The organism is Virgibacillus halodenitrificans (genome assembly GCF_001878675.1).
In the GTDB taxonomy this organism is placed as follows: Bacteria; Bacillota; Bacilli; order Bacillales; family Amphibacillaceae; genus Virgibacillus_Q; species Virgibacillus_Q halodenitrificans.
Genome location: NZ_CP017962.1, coordinates 1666886 through 1683045, shown reverse-complemented (window position 1 = coordinate 1683045; position 16160 = coordinate 1666886). Strand labels below are relative to the sequence as shown.

General features: G+C 35.8%; 14 protein-coding genes and 1 other annotated feature. All 14 genes read right to left on the bottom strand.

Annotated elements, in window-relative coordinates; all coding sequences use genetic code 11:
* Nucleotides 1-288 precede the first annotated feature (288 nt).
* Nucleotides 289-1182, bottom strand: a complete 894-nt coding sequence (locus BME96_RS08755; RefSeq protein ID WP_060678400.1) for a deoxyribonuclease IV — start codon at nucleotides 1180-1182, stop codon at nucleotides 289-291.
* 26 nt (nucleotides 1183-1208) lie between these two features.
* Nucleotides 1209-2522, bottom strand: coding sequence for a DEAD/DEAH box helicase (locus BME96_RS08750; protein ID WP_071648876.1), 1314 nt, complete (start codon nucleotides 2520-2522; stop codon nucleotides 1209-1211).
* Between the two features lie 44 nt (nucleotides 2523-2566).
* Nucleotides 2567-3679, bottom strand: coding sequence for a Nif3-like dinuclear metal center hexameric protein (locus BME96_RS08745; RefSeq protein WP_060678398.1), 1113 nt, complete (start codon nucleotides 3677-3679; stop codon nucleotides 2567-2569).
* The gene (locus BME96_RS08740; RefSeq protein ID WP_060678397.1) at nucleotides 3663-4379 is read right to left on the bottom strand and encodes a tRNA (adenine(22)-N(1))-methyltransferase; all 717 of its coding nucleotides are present in this window, start codon (nucleotides 4377-4379) and stop codon (nucleotides 3663-3665) included. The genes BME96_RS08745 and BME96_RS08740 overlap by 17 nt, the downstream gene beginning before the upstream one ends.
* Before the next feature lie 158 nt (nucleotides 4380-4537).
* Complete coding sequence (gene cccA / locus BME96_RS08735; protein ID WP_019377970.1) at nucleotides 4538-4912, bottom strand: cytochrome c550; 375 nt, start codon at nucleotides 4910-4912, stop codon at nucleotides 4538-4540.
* Nucleotides 4913-5649: 737 nt separating this feature from the next.
* Entirely contained in the window at nucleotides 5650-6771 is a 1122-nt protein-coding gene (rpoD, locus tag BME96_RS08725; RefSeq protein ID WP_019377972.1) for an RNA polymerase sigma factor RpoD, read from the bottom strand.
* 43 nt (nucleotides 6772-6814) lie between these two features.
* Nucleotides 6815-8629 carry a DNA primase gene (gene dnaG, locus BME96_RS08720; protein WP_019377973.1) on the bottom strand — a complete coding sequence of 605 codons (1815 nt, stop codon included), beginning with the start codon at nucleotides 8627-8629 and terminating at the stop codon, nucleotides 6815-6817.
* Nucleotides 8630-9145: 516 nt separating this feature from the next.
* Nucleotides 9146-9949 (bottom strand): pyruvate, water dikinase regulatory protein, encoded by an 804-nt coding sequence (locus BME96_RS08715; protein WP_060678395.1) that lies wholly within the window; start codon nucleotides 9947-9949, stop codon nucleotides 9146-9148.
* A 33-nt stretch (nucleotides 9950-9982) separates the two neighbouring features.
* Complete coding sequence (locus BME96_RS08710; RefSeq protein ID WP_019377975.1) at nucleotides 9983-10612, bottom strand: transcriptional regulator CcpN; 630 nt, start codon at nucleotides 10610-10612, stop codon at nucleotides 9983-9985.
* Between the two features lie 82 nt (nucleotides 10613-10694).
* Complete coding sequence (glyS, locus tag BME96_RS08705) at nucleotides 10695-12779, bottom strand: glycine--tRNA ligase subunit beta (RefSeq protein ID WP_071648875.1); 2085 nt, start codon at nucleotides 12777-12779, stop codon at nucleotides 10695-10697.
* Nucleotides 12772-13662: a glycine--tRNA ligase subunit alpha gene (glyQ, locus tag BME96_RS08700; RefSeq protein ID WP_071648874.1), complete on the bottom strand. Its 891-nt coding sequence runs from the start codon at nucleotides 13660-13662 to the stop codon at nucleotides 12772-12774. The genes glyS and glyQ overlap by 8 nt, the downstream gene beginning before the upstream one ends.
* Nucleotides 13663-13723: 61 nt before the next feature.
* Nucleotides 13724-13893: a binding site (T-box leader), on the bottom strand.
* Nucleotides 13894-13953: 60 nt separating this feature from the next.
* On the bottom strand, nucleotides 13954-14697 hold the full coding sequence (gene recO, locus BME96_RS08695; RefSeq protein ID WP_060678393.1) for a DNA repair protein RecO: 744 nt from the start codon (nucleotides 14695-14697) through the stop codon (nucleotides 13954-13956).
* 74 nt (nucleotides 14698-14771) lie between these two features.
* Nucleotides 14772-14918 (bottom strand): YqzL family protein, encoded by a 147-nt coding sequence (locus BME96_RS08690; RefSeq protein WP_019377979.1) that lies wholly within the window; start codon nucleotides 14916-14918, stop codon nucleotides 14772-14774.
* A 95-nt stretch (nucleotides 14919-15013) separates the two neighbouring features.
* Nucleotides 15014-15916, bottom strand: a complete 903-nt coding sequence (gene era, locus BME96_RS08685; protein WP_019377980.1) for a GTPase Era — start codon at nucleotides 15914-15916, stop codon at nucleotides 15014-15016.
* Nucleotides 15917-16160 lie beyond the last annotated feature (244 nt).

Genomic DNA, 16160 nt, shown 5'->3' with positions numbered 1-16160 from the left:
TTCCATCTTAGCGCCCTTATGAGGCTTATGTGAGGCTTCCTCTTTAACAGGATATGAAAAGCCGCGGCTCATGCCACGAAGGAAACATGGGCATTTCAATCAAGGTATTTGCGTGTTTCTCCTCAACTAAGTTGTAACAAAAGAAATCCGAACCAGGATTCAGTAATCGCATGAATCGGTTCGGATTTTAATGTTTAAAAATCTTTTGTCCCAGTAACTTTTTCAAGCAAAGAAAAAGAATACTTAATCGCAACCTTTAATTATGTCAAGGAGCTTGAGAGGTTAATCCTATGCTTGCATAATTATATCTTTTAACTGCGGATTAAATTTTCCGGCTTTAAGCATTTCAATTTCAAACTTATAAGGCGGCTTTTTGTTTTTCTTGTCTTCACCAACATAAGGTGTTTCCAGGATTTTTGGTAAATCTTTCAGCTGAGGGTGATGAACAATATAATGTAATGCTTCAAAACCAATATGACCAAAGCCAATATTCTCATGTCTGTCTTTATGAGCTCCCTGAACATTTTTACTATCATTCACATGAATCACTTTTAGTTTGTCTAATCCAATGATGTTATCAAACTCATTTAAAACCCCATCGAAATCTTCCACAATATCATAACCAGCATCATGAATGTGGCATGTATCCATACATACAGACAAATTTCCGTTGTGAGTCACACCATCCATGATTTTTGCGATTTCATCAAAAGTTCTACCTATTTCGGTTCCTTTTCCAGCCATTGTTTCTAAAGCAATTTGTACTTCACTATCTTTTTCAAGTACTTCATTTAACCCTTCGATAATCTTTTTTATTCCCTTATCCGCTCCTTCACCTACATGCGCACCTGGGTGAAGCACAATTTGTCTTGCACCAATTGCTTCGGTTCTTTCAATTTCATTTCTCAAAAATGTTACTCCAAGTTCATAGGTTGCTGGTTTTATTGTATTTCCAATATTTATAATATACGGTGCATGAACGATTATATCTTCTATCCCATTCTCTTCCATATGTTCTCTTCCAGCCGTAATATTTAACTCTTCAATCGGTTTCCTTCTCGTATTTTGAGGAGCTCCTGTATAAATCATAAAGGTGTTAGCACCATAGGAAGTAGCTTCCTCACTTGATCCTAACAACATTTTCTTTCCGCTCATGGATACATGTGACCCAATCTTCACCAAATTTCACACTCTCCTTCACAAGTTCATTACTTTTTGAACTTATTTTTTTTGCTTAATTGCTTTTTTATGGAAGCCTGTTGTTTTTTCATTTTCTTTTTATATCCTGGCTTCACCTTTTTTGCTTTGGTAACACGTTTCCAAGCTTCTTTGTCAATATCGGTTGCTGTAGTTTTGCGAAGTGCACGTTGGTTCCATGGTTTAGCATCCTTCCATTCCCCGTTGCGAACATCAACATATGTGAATTCCAAACCTTTTTGTTCTAATTTAGATATTAATTTAAGATCATTTTCTCTGAATAAACTAATTGCAGTACCTTCCATTCCTGCACGGGCTGTTCTCCCGACCCTATGGATATAGAACTCTTCTTCTTTAGGAATTTGAGCGTTTATGACATGGCTAACTCCCTTAATATCAATACCTCTAGCTGCTAAGTCAGTTGCAACGATATATTGATAACGTAATCCTTGAATTTCCTTTAAGACCCGTTTTCTTTCTCTTGGAGCAAGCCCGCCATGGATTAGCCCAACATCTATTCCCCTATCTTGCAAGGACGCTGCTAACTGATTTGCCAACTCTTTTCCATTAGTAAAGATAATAGCTAAGTATGGCTGGATCGTCTTTGAAATTTCATAAATAATTTCCGCCTCTTCGCGATGCTTCATATCAATTAGTAGATGTTCCATTGTCTCTGGAGAAAAGTGATCCTCCATTTTAATATGGACAGGGTGATCTAAATATTTTTTTAGAAAGTGTTGCAATTTTTGTGGAATAGTTGCAGAAAAAACTAACAATTGTATTTGTTGATCTGCTCGAACCAAAAGCTGATCTACTTCATTGATAAAACCTAAATCCAGCATTAGATCTGCTTCATCAATTACGAAGGATTTAGCAGTATATATAGAAAGAGCATCCTCTTTCACCATATCCAGAATGCGGCCTGGAGTACCCACTACAATGTGCGGGGGTTCTTTTAATTTTTCCATCATTTTCTGTTTATCAGTACCACCTACTAATAATTTTGCATTCCATTGTTGATCTCTGCCTGCATAATGGATAACTTTTTTCACTTCATCAAATAATTGCGTTGCTAATTCACGTGTAGGAGCAGTTATTACAAATTGTACTTCCCGCTTATTTGCATCTATTTTGTTAATTAATGGTAACAAAAATGCATGGGTTTTCCCCGAACCAGTACGCGATTGACCTATCACGCTTTGTCCTTCCAAAATGGGTGGTATTACTTTTTGTTGAATTGGAGTTGGTTCGTGAAAGTTTAATCTTTTAACTATATCATTCATAACTGGGTGAAATGAAAAATCTTGAAAACTAGTCGTTTCCATACGTTTAAAACTCCTTCTTTGTACTGGTTTGCTACCAGAACTCTTTATACAAACTGAAATGGATCCGTATTAACCTCTGAAACCATGACTGAAATGGAAGTATCACGAAGTTGTTGGTCCAAGTATTTTTTTGTAGCCTCTTTCATTATTTTTTCAATGTAATGTCCGGCATCTATTACAGCCAACCCCATTTCCCACGCATCTTGAGCGTTGTGAAAAGTGACATCACCAGTAATATATACATCTGCTGCACGTTGCTTTGCAACTGAAATATAATTTTCTCCACTACCACCTAAAACAGCTACTCTGTTTACAGTTTGGGACAATTCTCCCGTTACTCTCATTACAGGGAGACCGAAAGTGGTTTTTATTTTATCACAGAGATCACTAAGTAAAATTGGGGCAATTTCTCCTACTCTTCCAATTCCTATTGATTTTCCTTCATTGACTAGGGGGATGATATCATAGGCCGGCTCTTCATAGGGATGCGCTTTAAGTAAGCAATTTACAGCTTTGCTCAGTTTTGATTTTTGCACAATTGTTTCCATTTTAACTTCATTTACAAATTCTATTTCATTTTGATTTCCAATATAGGGATTGGACCCCTCTAATGGTTTAAATGTACCTTTACCCTCTGTTTGAAAAGTACAATGGCTGTAATCACCAATATGACCTGCCCCGGCCAAACTGAAAGCATTGTGAACTTCATCTTTATGGCTGAAAGGTACATATGAAATTAACTTAAATAATTCTTCGTTACTTTCTTTTATTAAAACTTCTCGATGCTTGAGTCCAAGTGCATCAGATAACATGTCATTTACGCCGCCCTCAGCTGCATCCAAGTTTGTGTGGGCTGCATAAACAGTTATATTATGCTGCATTAATTTCTTAATCACTCTTCCCTTTGGATCATCGAAATTTAATTGCTTTATTGGTTTAAATAATAGCGGATGATGGGCAATGATTAAATCTACACCTTCAGCGATAGCTTCATCTACAACAGATTCCAGAACATCAAGGGTCACCATAATTTTTTTTACCTTTGCATTAAATGAACCAACCTGTATCCCAACGCGATCCCAATCATATGCAAGGGATTTTGGAGCCCATTCTTCCATCATACGAAAAATATCACTATTATTAAGACTCGTCTTCATTTTGAAGAACCTCCTCCATCCATTGAAGTTCCCTTTCAAATCTATTTAATTTCTCCTTGTCTAAGAGCTTTGCTAATCTCATTTGGTCTATAACTCGTTTAAGCTTCTCATATTCCTCTGCCCATTTAGTATAAAACGCTTTAGTCTTATTTACCAACAATATAGGACCAAATAATAGCTGTTTTTCACTCAATTCTGGATAAACTGCTCCTGAATGTCGATCACCAACTACAATTTCGTATATATGGCCATTTTCTTCAATTATAGTTTCTTCAGATATCATAAAATTATTGTGCACGAACCACTCACGTACATCTCTTGCATCAACATTTGGCTGAGCAATTATTCGGTCTACACTTTCGATTTTATCTTTCCCTTTTTGTAAGATAGAACGAATTAAAGACCCACCCATTCCAGCAATAACAACTTGAGTTACTTCCCCTGCAGTGAGTACCTCTAGTCCATCACCTAAGCGCACATCAATAACTTCTTCTAGTCCATGGCCCCGAACAGTTTGTGTAGCACTTTGAAATGGCCCCTCGTTTATTTCACCTGCAATCGCTTTGGCTTGTTTATCTTCTAGACAAACATAGCAAGGCAAATAAGCATGGTCGGAGCCAATATCTGCGAATTTTGCGCCCTTTGGAAGAAAAGAGGCTGTTTGTTTTAGTCTTTTAGATAATTTAATGTTGTTTGTCATCTATATCTCCACTTTCAATTTCTTAGTAGGTGGTAAGAACTGCTTAAGCGCTTTGCATTTAAGCTAAATAAAACTACTCGCTGTTCATTTTTTATTTTTTAAAAAGAAAAGCTTTCTGTTCAATATGGCAGAAAGCTTCTCTTTTTATAAAATTTAATTTATTTTTTTTCTGCAAGCCAGTCAGCTAGAATTTTTGCTTCATCAGCTGTCGCCATTCCAGCAGGCATAGAACCTCTACCATTTATGATAACATCCTGAATCTCTTCTGCTGAAAGTCTGCTTCCAACTTGAGTCAAGTCGGGGCCTGCACCTCCAGATAAATCCGCACCATGACAGCTAGCGCAGTTACCTTCAAAAATTGCTTGTGGATCATCAGAAGCTCCTTCTTGTGCTTCTTCTGTTTTTTCTCCACCGCCTTCTTCTGCCTTTTGAATATCATCTCTCTGATTCAACCCTACAAATGAAATGACAATTACTGCTAGAATTCCTATTAGTGCAATGATAGCATATGGAACAACCGGGTTTCTTTTCATTATGTTTCCTCCTTATGTATCCCCTTAATCTATTACAATTGAAAAGACTATATATATTCTACTCGAAATTTCACAGAGTTTAAAGTGTTTACCTGTGAAAATTTACAAAACAATTGGTACAGCAATATAAATAATTAAAAATAGTATAGCCAATATACTAATGATTACTATAAAACTTTGATTATGCTTTTTGCCTAGTAAATACCAGCAAGTAAACTGAGTAAATAATATAAAATAAGAAAACCAAACAGATTCAACATATGCTTTGCTCACCGTAATAGACACCAACAGAATGAGTAGCATACTGTTAATCAATCCAATACTAGCAGTTATACCCCCTGAATTTCTAACATATAAATATATCCCACAAGAGTATGAAAGAAAAAGAATTAAAAAACCAAGTTGCAAAAAAAATGGAAATTGCGTAAAATATAATACAAGAAATGAAAACGGTATCAGAAGCACCATTACAATATTTTGGATTAAAAAAAATATTTTTGATTTTTCTTGTACTGGCGGTGACTTTTCCTCTTCTCCTTTTGTGTATAAAGCTAACAAAAAGTCGCAATATACCTCTGGGAGCAAATTGTTTTCTCTCCAGAAGTGAATTTCATTTATAATGGTCGGAATCCGGTCATCCTGCATTGGTTTCACCTCGATGCAGTAAATTTATTACCCGGCTAATAAAACATGCCTAGTCATTGCACACACATAACATGTGCCCAATGACTAACATATCAGTCCAGAAAGTCTTTAAGTCGTTTGCTACGGCTTGGATGTCTCAATTTACGGAGTGCTTTTGCCTCTATCTGCCGAATTCTTTCCCTGGTTACTCCAAACACTTTTCCAACTTCTTCCAGGGTTCTTGTTCTTCCGTCGTCTAATCCAAAGCGTAGTCTAAGCACATTCTCTTCACGATCTGTTAATGTGTCGAGTACATCTTCAAGTTGTTCTTTTAATAGTTCATATGCTGCATGGTCAGATGGGGACACAGCTTCCTGGTCCTCAATAAAATCACCTAGATGAGAATCGTCTTCTTCTCCAATTGGTGTTTCTAAGGATACGGGTTCTTGGGCAATTTTCAATATATCACGAACTTTATCAGGAGAAAGCTCCATTTCCTCACCTATCTCTTCAGGTGTGGGTTCTCTGCCTAAATCCTGAAGAAGCTGTCTTTGTACACGAATTAATTTATTAATTGTTTCCACCATATGAACCGGTATACGAATCGTACGCGCCTGATCTGCAATAGCTCTTGTAATTGCCTGCCGTATCCACCAAGTAGCATACGTACTGAATTTAAACCCTTTGCGATAATCAAATTTTTCTACAGCTTTAATAAGTCCCATGTTACCTTCTTGAATAAGATCAAGGAAAAGCATCCCACGACCAACATATCTTTTTGCAATACTAACTACTAGTCGTAAGTTTGCTTCAGCAAGTCGACGCTTTGCTTCCTCTTCCCCTTTTTCAATTCTAGTTGCCAGGTCAATTTCTTCAGCAGCTGAAAGCAAGTCCACTCGTCCAATTTCTTTTAAATACATCCGGACGGGGTCGTTAATTTTAATTCCTAATGGTACACTCAGATCATTTAGATTGAATTCTTCTTCTTTTGCTATTTGCTGCATATTTGGATCGTCTTCTGATTCACCAATTATCTCAACACCCTGTTCTCCAAGGTAATCATAGAATTCATCCATTTGATCAGATTCAATTACAAAATTGGATAGTCGGTCTGCTATTTCTTCATAAGCCAGAACACCACGCTTCTTACCCATTTCCAATAATTGATCCTTCGCTTGTTCAAGTGTTAATTCTGACTCATTTCCTTTTGATTGGGAAGGCTTATTTTCGGCCATGAGTCCCCCTCCTTCCAAAAACTACATTAAAATTTAAATTCTGCTAGTACGTATTCTTCATTTGTTTTTGCATTTCAATTATTTGACTCAATATCTGAGCAGCCCTGATTGGATCACTCTGTTTTTCTGCAATTATTTGCTGCTCTTTTAATGAAATAATATTAGCTTTGTCTTGAGATTCTGCCCTGATTATTCTAATATAATCATTAATCTCCTGGTCACTAATATCTCGTTGGATATCAGTTATGGCTATTTCACTTACCAACTTCCTTAAATTTGGGTCATCAAGTCGTTCAATAAACAAACTCACATCTGGCAATTGTTCTTCTTCGTAAAAAGCATACAAGAAAGTAACAATTATTTTATGTTCTTCCAAATTAAAGGAAGCGCCGATTTCTTCGCGAACTTTATCCGCAATTGTGCCATCTTGAAGCATATAAGAAATCAACTGTCTTTCAGCATTGTAATAAGCAGGCATTAATTTCTGACGTTTGTATTTAGCTCCATTTGTATTAGTATAGCTTTTCTTGTCTGTGTTATCCTTGAAAGCACCAGAATTCTCCCGCAGTGTATTTATTTCCTGTGCAAGTGTCTCTATGGATAAGTTAAATTCCACACTTAACTCTTTCAAGTAATATTCCCGTTCAATAGAACTCTCAATCAAAGCCAGCTGCTTAAGCACAGCTTCTACATAATCAATACGGTCTCCTTCCAGACTTAGGTTGAAATCCTTTTTTAGATACCGCATCATAAAAGCCATGAATGTGTCACTGCTACGTATCACTTCATTCTCAAATGCCTCTGCGCCATATTCTCTGATAAAATCGTCGGGATCCTTACCGTCCTTAAGTTGAGCTATCTTTACATCTGAGCCCACACTAAGTAATAGATTGGCGGCTTTATATGTTGCTTCCAAACCCGCCTTATCTGCATCATAACAAAGTATAGATGTATCAACATAGCGGTTAATTAACTTAGCTTGATATTCAGTAAGTGCTGTGCCTAATGTGGCTACACTATTTTTTATACCTGCTTGATAAGCTGAGATCACATCCATATATCCTTCAAATATAATTACGCGGCTTTCTTTCCTAATATGTTTTTTAGCTAAATCAAAATTATATAATAGCCTCCCCTTTTGAAAAAGTTCACTTTCGGGGCTATTTAAATATTTTGGTTCTCCACTTCCTAAAGAACGTCCGCCAAAGCCGACTGTCTGACCAAGATGATTCCTTATCGGAAATATAACTCTTCCTCTAAACCTGTCAGTTACACTATTATCATCTTGTAAGGAGACTAAACCTGCTTTCACTAATAATTGCTGATGGAATCCCTTTTTTTTCAGGAATTCCGCAGTGAAATCTTTTATATTTGGAGCAAAACCCAGCTGAAATTCATCAATCGCATGATCACTTACGTTTCTGCTTTGAAAGTAACTATAACCTTCTTTCCCATCTTTTGTATAACGTAATAAATGGTGATAAAGTTTAGTTAACCATTCATAAGCGGATAATATACTTTGATTTTCACTAGATATAGAAGCTGTTTTACCCGAGGTTGCTTCAGGCAAATCCTTGCCTACACGTTTAGCAAGATACTGTAATGCTTCATAAAAAGAATAGTTTTCAAGCTCCATAAGGAATGTCACAACATTCCCGCCTTTTCCACAACCAAAACAATGAAAAATCTGCTTTTCCTGTGTAACTGAAAAAGAAGGCGTGTTTTCACCATGAAAGGGGCAAAGACCAAAATAGTTTCTGCCCTGTTTTTTTAATTGGACATAATCTCCAATTACATCCACAATATCATTGGCATTTCGTATTTCCTCTATCATTTCTTCAGGAATTTGCTTAGCCATTTTACATCACCATACTATAATATTATTCGCTCTTAGAAAGAAAAACCCTTTATTTTCGACAAATTTTTTCACAGTGCCGAAAAAAACTCCTTCTTGTACTTTAAAGTAGAAGGATAGAGGTTTACAGAAAAGCCATCTTCAATCAAAGATTTTGCTTACTACAATTAATTCTAAGCACGTATAATAATTACTCTCTAAAGTTAATTCTACATATTAATCGTAAAATCCTGCTTCTAAATGAATGTTTTATTTTTCAGAATATACGACAAACGCAAAAAGAATAACTACCATTATTTATATATCTTTACACAAAAAAATATTATAATACATAATAAGCAAAATTACCATTAAATCATTCTAGGTTTATATATATTCACTAGAAGTAAAAACATTCTGCGTTGATTAGCAGAATGTTTTTACTTAAGAATTGGAAACAGTTTAAAATTGTCGCTTCCTCCAATAAACATTACTTCGCATATTCATATTTCGCTAAATAAATTGAGAGCTTGTATTTATTTATTTATTTATTAGCTGGAGTACGCTATTCGCTGTTTCTTCCACTGCCTTATTAGATACATCAATAACTTCACAACCAATTTTATCAACAATATTATCGAAGTATTCTAATTCCTGATGAATTCTGTTCATATTTGCATATGTAGCTTGATCTCCAAGACCTAATGCCTTCAGTCTCTCTTTTCGAATATCATTTAATTTTTCTGCACTGATGCGCAGTCCGATACATTTAGAAGGATCCACTTCAAACAGTTCTTCTGGAGGGTCTACTTCAGGGACTATAGGTACATTAGCAACCTTCAGTCGTTTGTGAGCAAGAAACTGTGACAGAGGTGTTTTAGAAGTCCGGGAAACCCCAATTAATATGATGTCTGCTCTGGCAATTCCTCGAGCATCTCGTCCGTCATCATATTTGACCGCAAATTCAATTGCTTCTACTCGTTTAAAATAGTCCTCATCCAATTTATGAACTAATCCCGCTTCCAATTTAGGTGAGTTTTTAAATACCTTCTCCATCGAAGAAAGCATCGGCCCCATGATGTCAATCGCTTCTAAATTTAATAACTTAGCTTGTTTATTCACATAATTTCTTAACGTAGGGTCTACTAATGTAAAGCCAATCAGACCTTTTTTTTCCTTAGCTAATTGTAGTGCTTCATCGATCGTACCCGTATCTTCTACGTAAGGGATCCGCTGAATTTTATATTCACCGTTATTAAATTGACTTAAACCAGCTTTAATCACCAGCTCCGCTGTCTCCCCTACAGAATCAGACAACACATATACAATTGGTTTAGCTTTCATATGTATACCCCTCTCCTATTGTCATAGCTTTTCCTATACTTTGTCGTCAACAATTAATTCAACAAATGCTTTTGTAATAGTAGTTTTCGTTACTCTGCCTACTACTTCTAAACCGGCTTCTACATCTTTTACAACAGGTAATCCGTCAATTTGTTTATTAATTAGTTTTTTGGCGACATCAAGTAAGAGATCTTCTTTTCTGCAGACAGTTATATTAGGCATTCTAGTCATAATAATATGAACAGGCACAGCATTTAGATCCTGTTGACCTATGCTCGCTCTCAACAAATCTTTTCTGGAGAGTACTCCTGTTAAACAAGAGTCTCCATCAACCACAAATAATGTTCCTACATCTTCCAGAAACATGGTAGAAATAGCATCATAAACCGAAACATTTTCCTTGACCACAATAGGTATATGCTGAAACTGATGCACCTTAAATTTTTTAATTTGCTCTGTAAGTAATTCTGATCCGGTCTTACCTGTAAAAAAGTAACCAACGCGAGGACGTGCCTCTAAAAAGCCCGCCATCGTTAAGATCGCTAAATCTGGTCTTAGCGTCGCTCTGGTTAAATGCAGTCGTTCAGCTATATTTTCACCGGTAATTGGACCGTTTTCTTTAACAATTTCAATAATCTGTTCCTGACGTTTGGAAAGTTCCATCTTTTCACCACCTACCAAAAATATGACATACTACTTGTAATTAGTATATACCATTTAAGATGAAAAGAAAATCTAAGGCTTTTTAAAACTGTTGCTTCCATTCCACTTTTGTTAAATCAGCATACCTATAAATCAACTCAGCAATTTGATTAATTAATGCTAACCGGTTGTTTCGAATTTTAACATCATCATCCATAACCATGTTGTTATCAAAGAAATAGTGGATAGGGTCTGCTAAATTACTTAGTGTAAGTAAAGCTTTTTCTGCATTTCTTCTCTTTTCAAACTCTGTAAACTTTTCATTAACCTCTAAGAAAGCGTGGTACAACTGTTTTTCAGAATCGGTTTGAAATTGTTCTATATTAATTACTGTTTCTTCGGATTTTTTAGCTAGATTTAGTACTCTGACCAATGCTTCTTCCTTGGTTTTAAAGTCTTTTTCATTTCTTTTTGCAGCTAACACTGCTGCCCTATCAATCGTGTAATAGAAAATATTAATACCGTCACTTAACACTGCCTGAACAATATCCTGCTCTATTTCCAGTTCCCTCATTAAGTATGTCGCTCGCATACGGAAAAACTCATCCAAAGTCGTAGATATATCTGGCTTTGCCTCTTGCTCCACCTTAATATCTTTAAATAACTTCTTAGCAATATCCAGTAGATCCTCTACTGCAAGTTCCCATTTATTATGATTCAATATACGTAATACACCTGCTGCCTGTCTTCTTAATCCATACGGGTCTTGTGAACCAGTAGGCACCAACCCAACGGAGATACAACCTACAATAGTGTCTAATTTATCAGCAATACTCACAATAGCGCCACTTACCGTATTAGGCAACTGACCATGTGCCTCCTTAGGTAAATAATGCTCACCTATAGCTTTAGATACTATTTCCTCTTCTCCAAAGATGGCAGCATATTTTTCACCAATCACTCCCTGGAGCTCTGTGAATTCATTTACCATATTTGTCATTAAATCAAACTTACATAGTTCAGCTGCTCGTATAGTAGCTCTGGCAGTAGTTGGGTCTAAATTTAATAATTCAACTAGTTCCTTCGTGATATGAACGACCCGCTCTATTTTATCACTGATAGTTCCTAATTTTTCTTGAAAGACTACTCTTTTCAACTTATCCAGATAGAATTCCAGCGTATGCTTCTGATCTTCCTCATAGAAAAATTGCGCATCCGATAATCTTGCCCGCAACACTTTTTCATTACCCCTGACAACCTTATCAAGCGAATGAGTATCCCCATTTCTAACTCCAATAAAATATGGCAGTAACTCACCATTTTGAGATTTAACAGGAAAATACCTCTGATGCTCCTTCATTGAAGAGATAAGTACCTCAGGTGGCAGCTGCAGGTATTCTTTATCGAATGAACCCATAAATGCTGTTGGGTATTCGACAAGATTTCGTACCTCTGCTAATAATTCAGGGTCAATTGGTACAGTAATATTATTTTTGTTTTCTATTTCTTTTATTTGATTACATATTAGTTGTTCTCGTTCTTTTAAAGAAACAATAACCCGGTTTTCATATAAAAGCTTTTGATAGTCCATTGGTTCTTCCAAATTAATTTTTTCACCTAGAAAACGATGGCCAAAAGTAAATTTGTCTGTCTTGACGTTAGCAATCTCAAAAGGAATTATTTCATTACCATACATTGCTACTAACCAACGAATTGGACGGGCATATCTTATTGTTTCAGTTGCCCAGCGCATGTTTTTTCCAAACTGAATGGATTCAATAATATTTTTAAAGTCTGGCAACAAATCGAAGGTAGACTTCCCTTCAATTTTTTTCTGGACAAATATATAAGTAGTTCCCTTTATTTCTTTTGTATAAATATCTTCCAGAGTTTTGCCCTGGCCTTTTGTAAATCCAATTGCTGCTTTTGTCCAATTACCACTATCATCCTTTGCTATTTTTATCGCAGGACCTTTTGCTTCTTCTTCAACAGTAGCTTGCTTTTCAGCTATGTCCGATATGATGACGGCCAATCTTCTTGGGGTTGAATAAGAGCTAATAGAGTCATAAGAGATTCGCATATCTTGAAGCCAAGCTGCTGTTTTATCTGCTAATTGTTTTTCTGCACTGTCAACAAATCGTGCAGGGAGTTCTTCTAGGCCGATTTCAAACAATACATTTTTACTCATTAACTTTTCCTCCTTCTTTCATCATAGGAAATCCTAGACGTTCTCTTTCAGCAACATAGGCTTTAGCTATATTTCTTGCCAAATTTCTTATTCTGGAAATATATCCAGTTCTTTCGGTGACAGAGATTACTCCTTTAGCATCCAATAAATTAAAGGTGTGAGAACATTTTAAAACATAGTCGTAGGAAGGAAACACAAGACCTTTTTCCATTGTTACTTTCGCTTCTTGCTCATACATGGAAAACAACTGAAATAACATATCTGTATTTGATTCCTCAAATGTGTACGTAGAGTGTTCAACTTCCGGTTGATAAAAAATATCTCTTACAGTTACACCCTTGGTCCATTCCAAGTCAAATACATTTTCTTTATCCTGAATATAAGATGCTAAGCGTTCAATACCATATGTTAGTTCAACGGAAACCGGGTTTGCTTCTAACCCGCCAATTTGTTGGAAATAGGTGAATTGAGTAATCTCCATGCCATCTAACCAAACTTCCCATCCAAGACCTGCTGCACCGAGTGTAGGGTTTTCCCAATTATCCTCCACGAATCGTATATCATGTTCCAAAGGGTCAATACCAAGTTTTTTTAATGATTCCAAATACAAATCTTGTATATTTTCTGGCGAAGGCTTCATTATAACCTGGAATTGATGGTGTTGATATAATCGATTTGGGTTATTTCCATATCTTCCATCAGCAGGACGCCTTGACGGTTCTACGTAAGCGACATTCCATGGTTCTGGACCTAAACTTCTTAATAGAGTCATGGGCGACATTGTACCTGCGCCTTTTTCTACATCATATGCCTGCATGATAATACAATTTTGTTCAGACCAATGCTTTTGTAACGTTAAAATCATTTCCTGTATGTTTAACATTGTTAACCCTCCATTTTTATATAAATCTAAAAACCCGTCCCTATGTCTGTATATATGCAGACATAGGGACGGGTTCTAACCGCGGTTCCACCCTATTTGCTCTTTAATAAAGAGCCACTTTAATATTATTGCTCCAGAGTGCCATTCCTCTTGATCCATTGTTCAGCTCCCACTCTCCTGAACTCGCTTTAAATAGTTGTCAAAAGTACTCTTCTCTATCAATGCAATATATTATGAACATATGTAAAAAACATATTACTCAAAACCCTCTGTTTTGTCAACAAAAGAAGCCTATTTTAAAAGATCTAACTGTCTTAAAAATCTTTTGGATTTCAAAAAATATCCACCGTATTGCTCATAATATGCATCAAGTATCTTTCTGATCAACTGCCTATTTTCTGATTTTACCGAAATAGTCCCAATACGTTTTAACTCAACGGCTGTAAACAGATGGAGTAATTTAGACACTGAATCCGGTAAAGGAATAGCTTTTTCATCCAAATATCGGCACCTTTTACATAAAAGCCCACCTTCAGCTATGGAAAATGCATATGGGAATTCCTTGTTATTACAATTTGCACAACCGTTTACCATTGGTCCAAAGCCACCTTTGGCAAACATCTTTAATTCATACATCATTATTGGTATTTCCACATCTTCATGTTCCTCAATCCATGACATGGTTTGATACAATTCCTCAAACAAAAATGGATCCGGAATCTGAGGATCAACTATTTTATCCGTTAGCTCTGTAATATATGCTGTATAAGCTGTTTTGAATATGTCTTCCCTTATTGCTCTAAAGGAATATTCAATTTCACCTTGCTGAATGGTACTAAGACCTTTGTTTAAATAAACGAAAAAGTTTCCATAAATGAACGGCTGCGTAACTGCAGCCATTCTACTTTTAGTTTTTTTGGCACCGCGAGCAAGAGTGGATATCTTCCCTAATTTCCTACTGTAAATGGTAATGATTTTGTGTGTTTCTCCATAGTCTTGCGTTTTTAGAATAACCCCATCCACTTTTTCAAGCATTCATGCTCACCTTTCTTTACACACAAGAGCTTCTCCGTCCATCCTCTTCCCCAGAGAAGTGAATTATATAATTTCTACAAGTTTAAATTAATCGAAGACATGTCTTCTTGTTGAGTTTTTTTACTTTCAACTGTATTTGGTTCATTTTCTAATTCCTTCATGAGTAAATAGGTTTCAATGTTTCCCGTTTGACTAAAAACTTTCCACGTTAAGTCGATCACAAGAAACCCCACCTTTCTTTATTAATTAAAAAATGTAACTTACTATATAGAATCACCATATAACGGAGAACAATTAGTATAAAAATTTACCAGAATTAATACTCATCACTGCGGAAACCATATTCATTTAATTGACTTTGCTTGTTCCGCCAGTCTTTTTTTACTTTTACCCACAATTCAAGATAAACTTTGGTACCTAGTAATGCTTCAATATCCAAGCGTGCATATTTACCAATACTTTTAAGCATGCTTCCTTGCTTGCCTATTAGGATACCTTTTTGTGTTTTTCTTTCTGTTACAATCGTAGCTTGGATAAAAATTGCATTTGAATCTCTTTTTTCAATATTCTCAATTACCACTGCTATAGAATGCGGGACTTCTTCTCTTGTAAGCTGCAACACTTTCTCTCTTATTAGCTCACTCATAATAAACCTTTCAGGGTGATCCGTAACCTGGTCCTCAGGATAGTACTGAGGTCCTTCAGGAAGATGCTGTTTTAAGATTTCCAGTAAATGATTTACATTGTTTCCCTGTAATGCGGAAATAGGAATAACTTCTTCAAACTCATATTTATCTTTATAAGTTTCGATTAACGGAAAAAGCTCGTCAGGATGAAGTAAGTCTATTTTATTTATTATTAGAAAGACTGGTCGTTTAACTTGTTGTAAGCGATCTAATATATATTGGTCTCCTCTGCCATATCCTTCACTTGCATTAATCATAAATAATACGGCATCAACCTCATTAAGTGTGTTTTCCGCAAGTTTTACCATAAAATCACCCAAGCGGTGTTTAGGCTTGTGAATTCCTGGTGTATCAATAAACACCATTTGAGCATCAGTTTGAGTTAACACTCCTTGGATTTTGTTTCGGGTTGTTTGGGGCTTATCACTCATTATTGCAATTTTTTGACCAATAACTCTGTTCATAAATGTGGATTTACCTACATTCGGTCTACCAATAATTGCTATAAAACCTGATTTGAAATTTGTGTCCATGTTGTATCCTCCATGACGAATTCTCTCTTATTTGTATGATACTATAAAAAATGCATCTTTTCATATTTTCGACAAAAGCTTTAAAAAAATTATCTGCTTACGTAAATTATTACATATTTTCCTGTTTATCACCAAAATTAAACAAATATAAAAAGGTTCTACTGCAAAAGTTGGAGCACAAACGAACTTTGTTCATTCATATTTGGAGCAAAATGCGAACTAGAGAAAACTTTTATAATTAATA

What these genes read in the sequence shown, in the direction of transcription:
- BME96_RS08745 (WP_060678398.1), bottom strand. Translation starts at nt 3,679, where the DNA reads ATGAAGACGAGTCTTAATAATAGTGATATTTTTCGTATGATGGAAGAA.
- rpoD (WP_019377972.1), bottom strand. Translation starts at nt 6,771, where the DNA reads ATGGCCGAAAATAAGCCTTCCCAATCAAAAGGAAATGAGTCAGAATTA.
- glyS (WP_071648875.1), bottom strand. Translation starts at nt 12,779, where the DNA reads ATGAGTAAAAATGTATTGTTTGAAATCGGCCTAGAAGAACTCCCTGCA.
- cccA (WP_019377970.1), bottom strand. Translation starts at nt 4,912, where the DNA reads ATGAAAAGAAACCCGGTTGTTCCATATGCTATCATTGCACTAATAGGA.
- glyQ (WP_071648874.1), bottom strand. Translation starts at nt 13,662, where the DNA reads ATGTTAAACATACAGGAAATGATTTTAACGTTACAAAAGCATTGGTCT.
- BME96_RS08710 (WP_019377975.1), bottom strand. Translation starts at nt 10,612, where the DNA reads ATGGAACTTTCCAAACGTCAGGAACAGATTATTGAAATTGTTAAAGAA.
- BME96_RS08740 (WP_060678397.1), bottom strand. Translation starts at nt 4,379, where the DNA reads ATGACAAACAACATTAAATTATCTAAAAGACTAAAACAAACAGCCTCT.
- era (WP_019377980.1), bottom strand. Translation starts at nt 15,916, where the DNA reads ATGGACACAAATTTCAAATCAGGTTTTATAGCAATTATTGGTAGACCG.
- recO (WP_060678393.1), bottom strand. Translation starts at nt 14,697, where the DNA reads ATGCTTGAAAAAGTGGATGGGGTTATTCTAAAAACGCAAGACTATGGA.
- BME96_RS08715 (WP_060678395.1), bottom strand. Translation starts at nt 9,949, where the DNA reads ATGAAAGCTAAACCAATTGTATATGTGTTGTCTGATTCTGTAGGGGAG.
- dnaG (WP_019377973.1), bottom strand. Translation starts at nt 8,629, where the DNA reads ATGGCTAAGCAAATTCCTGAAGAAATGATAGAGGAAATACGAAATGCC.
- BME96_RS08750 (WP_071648876.1), bottom strand. Translation starts at nt 2,522, where the DNA reads ATGGAAACGACTAGTTTTCAAGATTTTTCATTTCACCCAGTTATGAAT.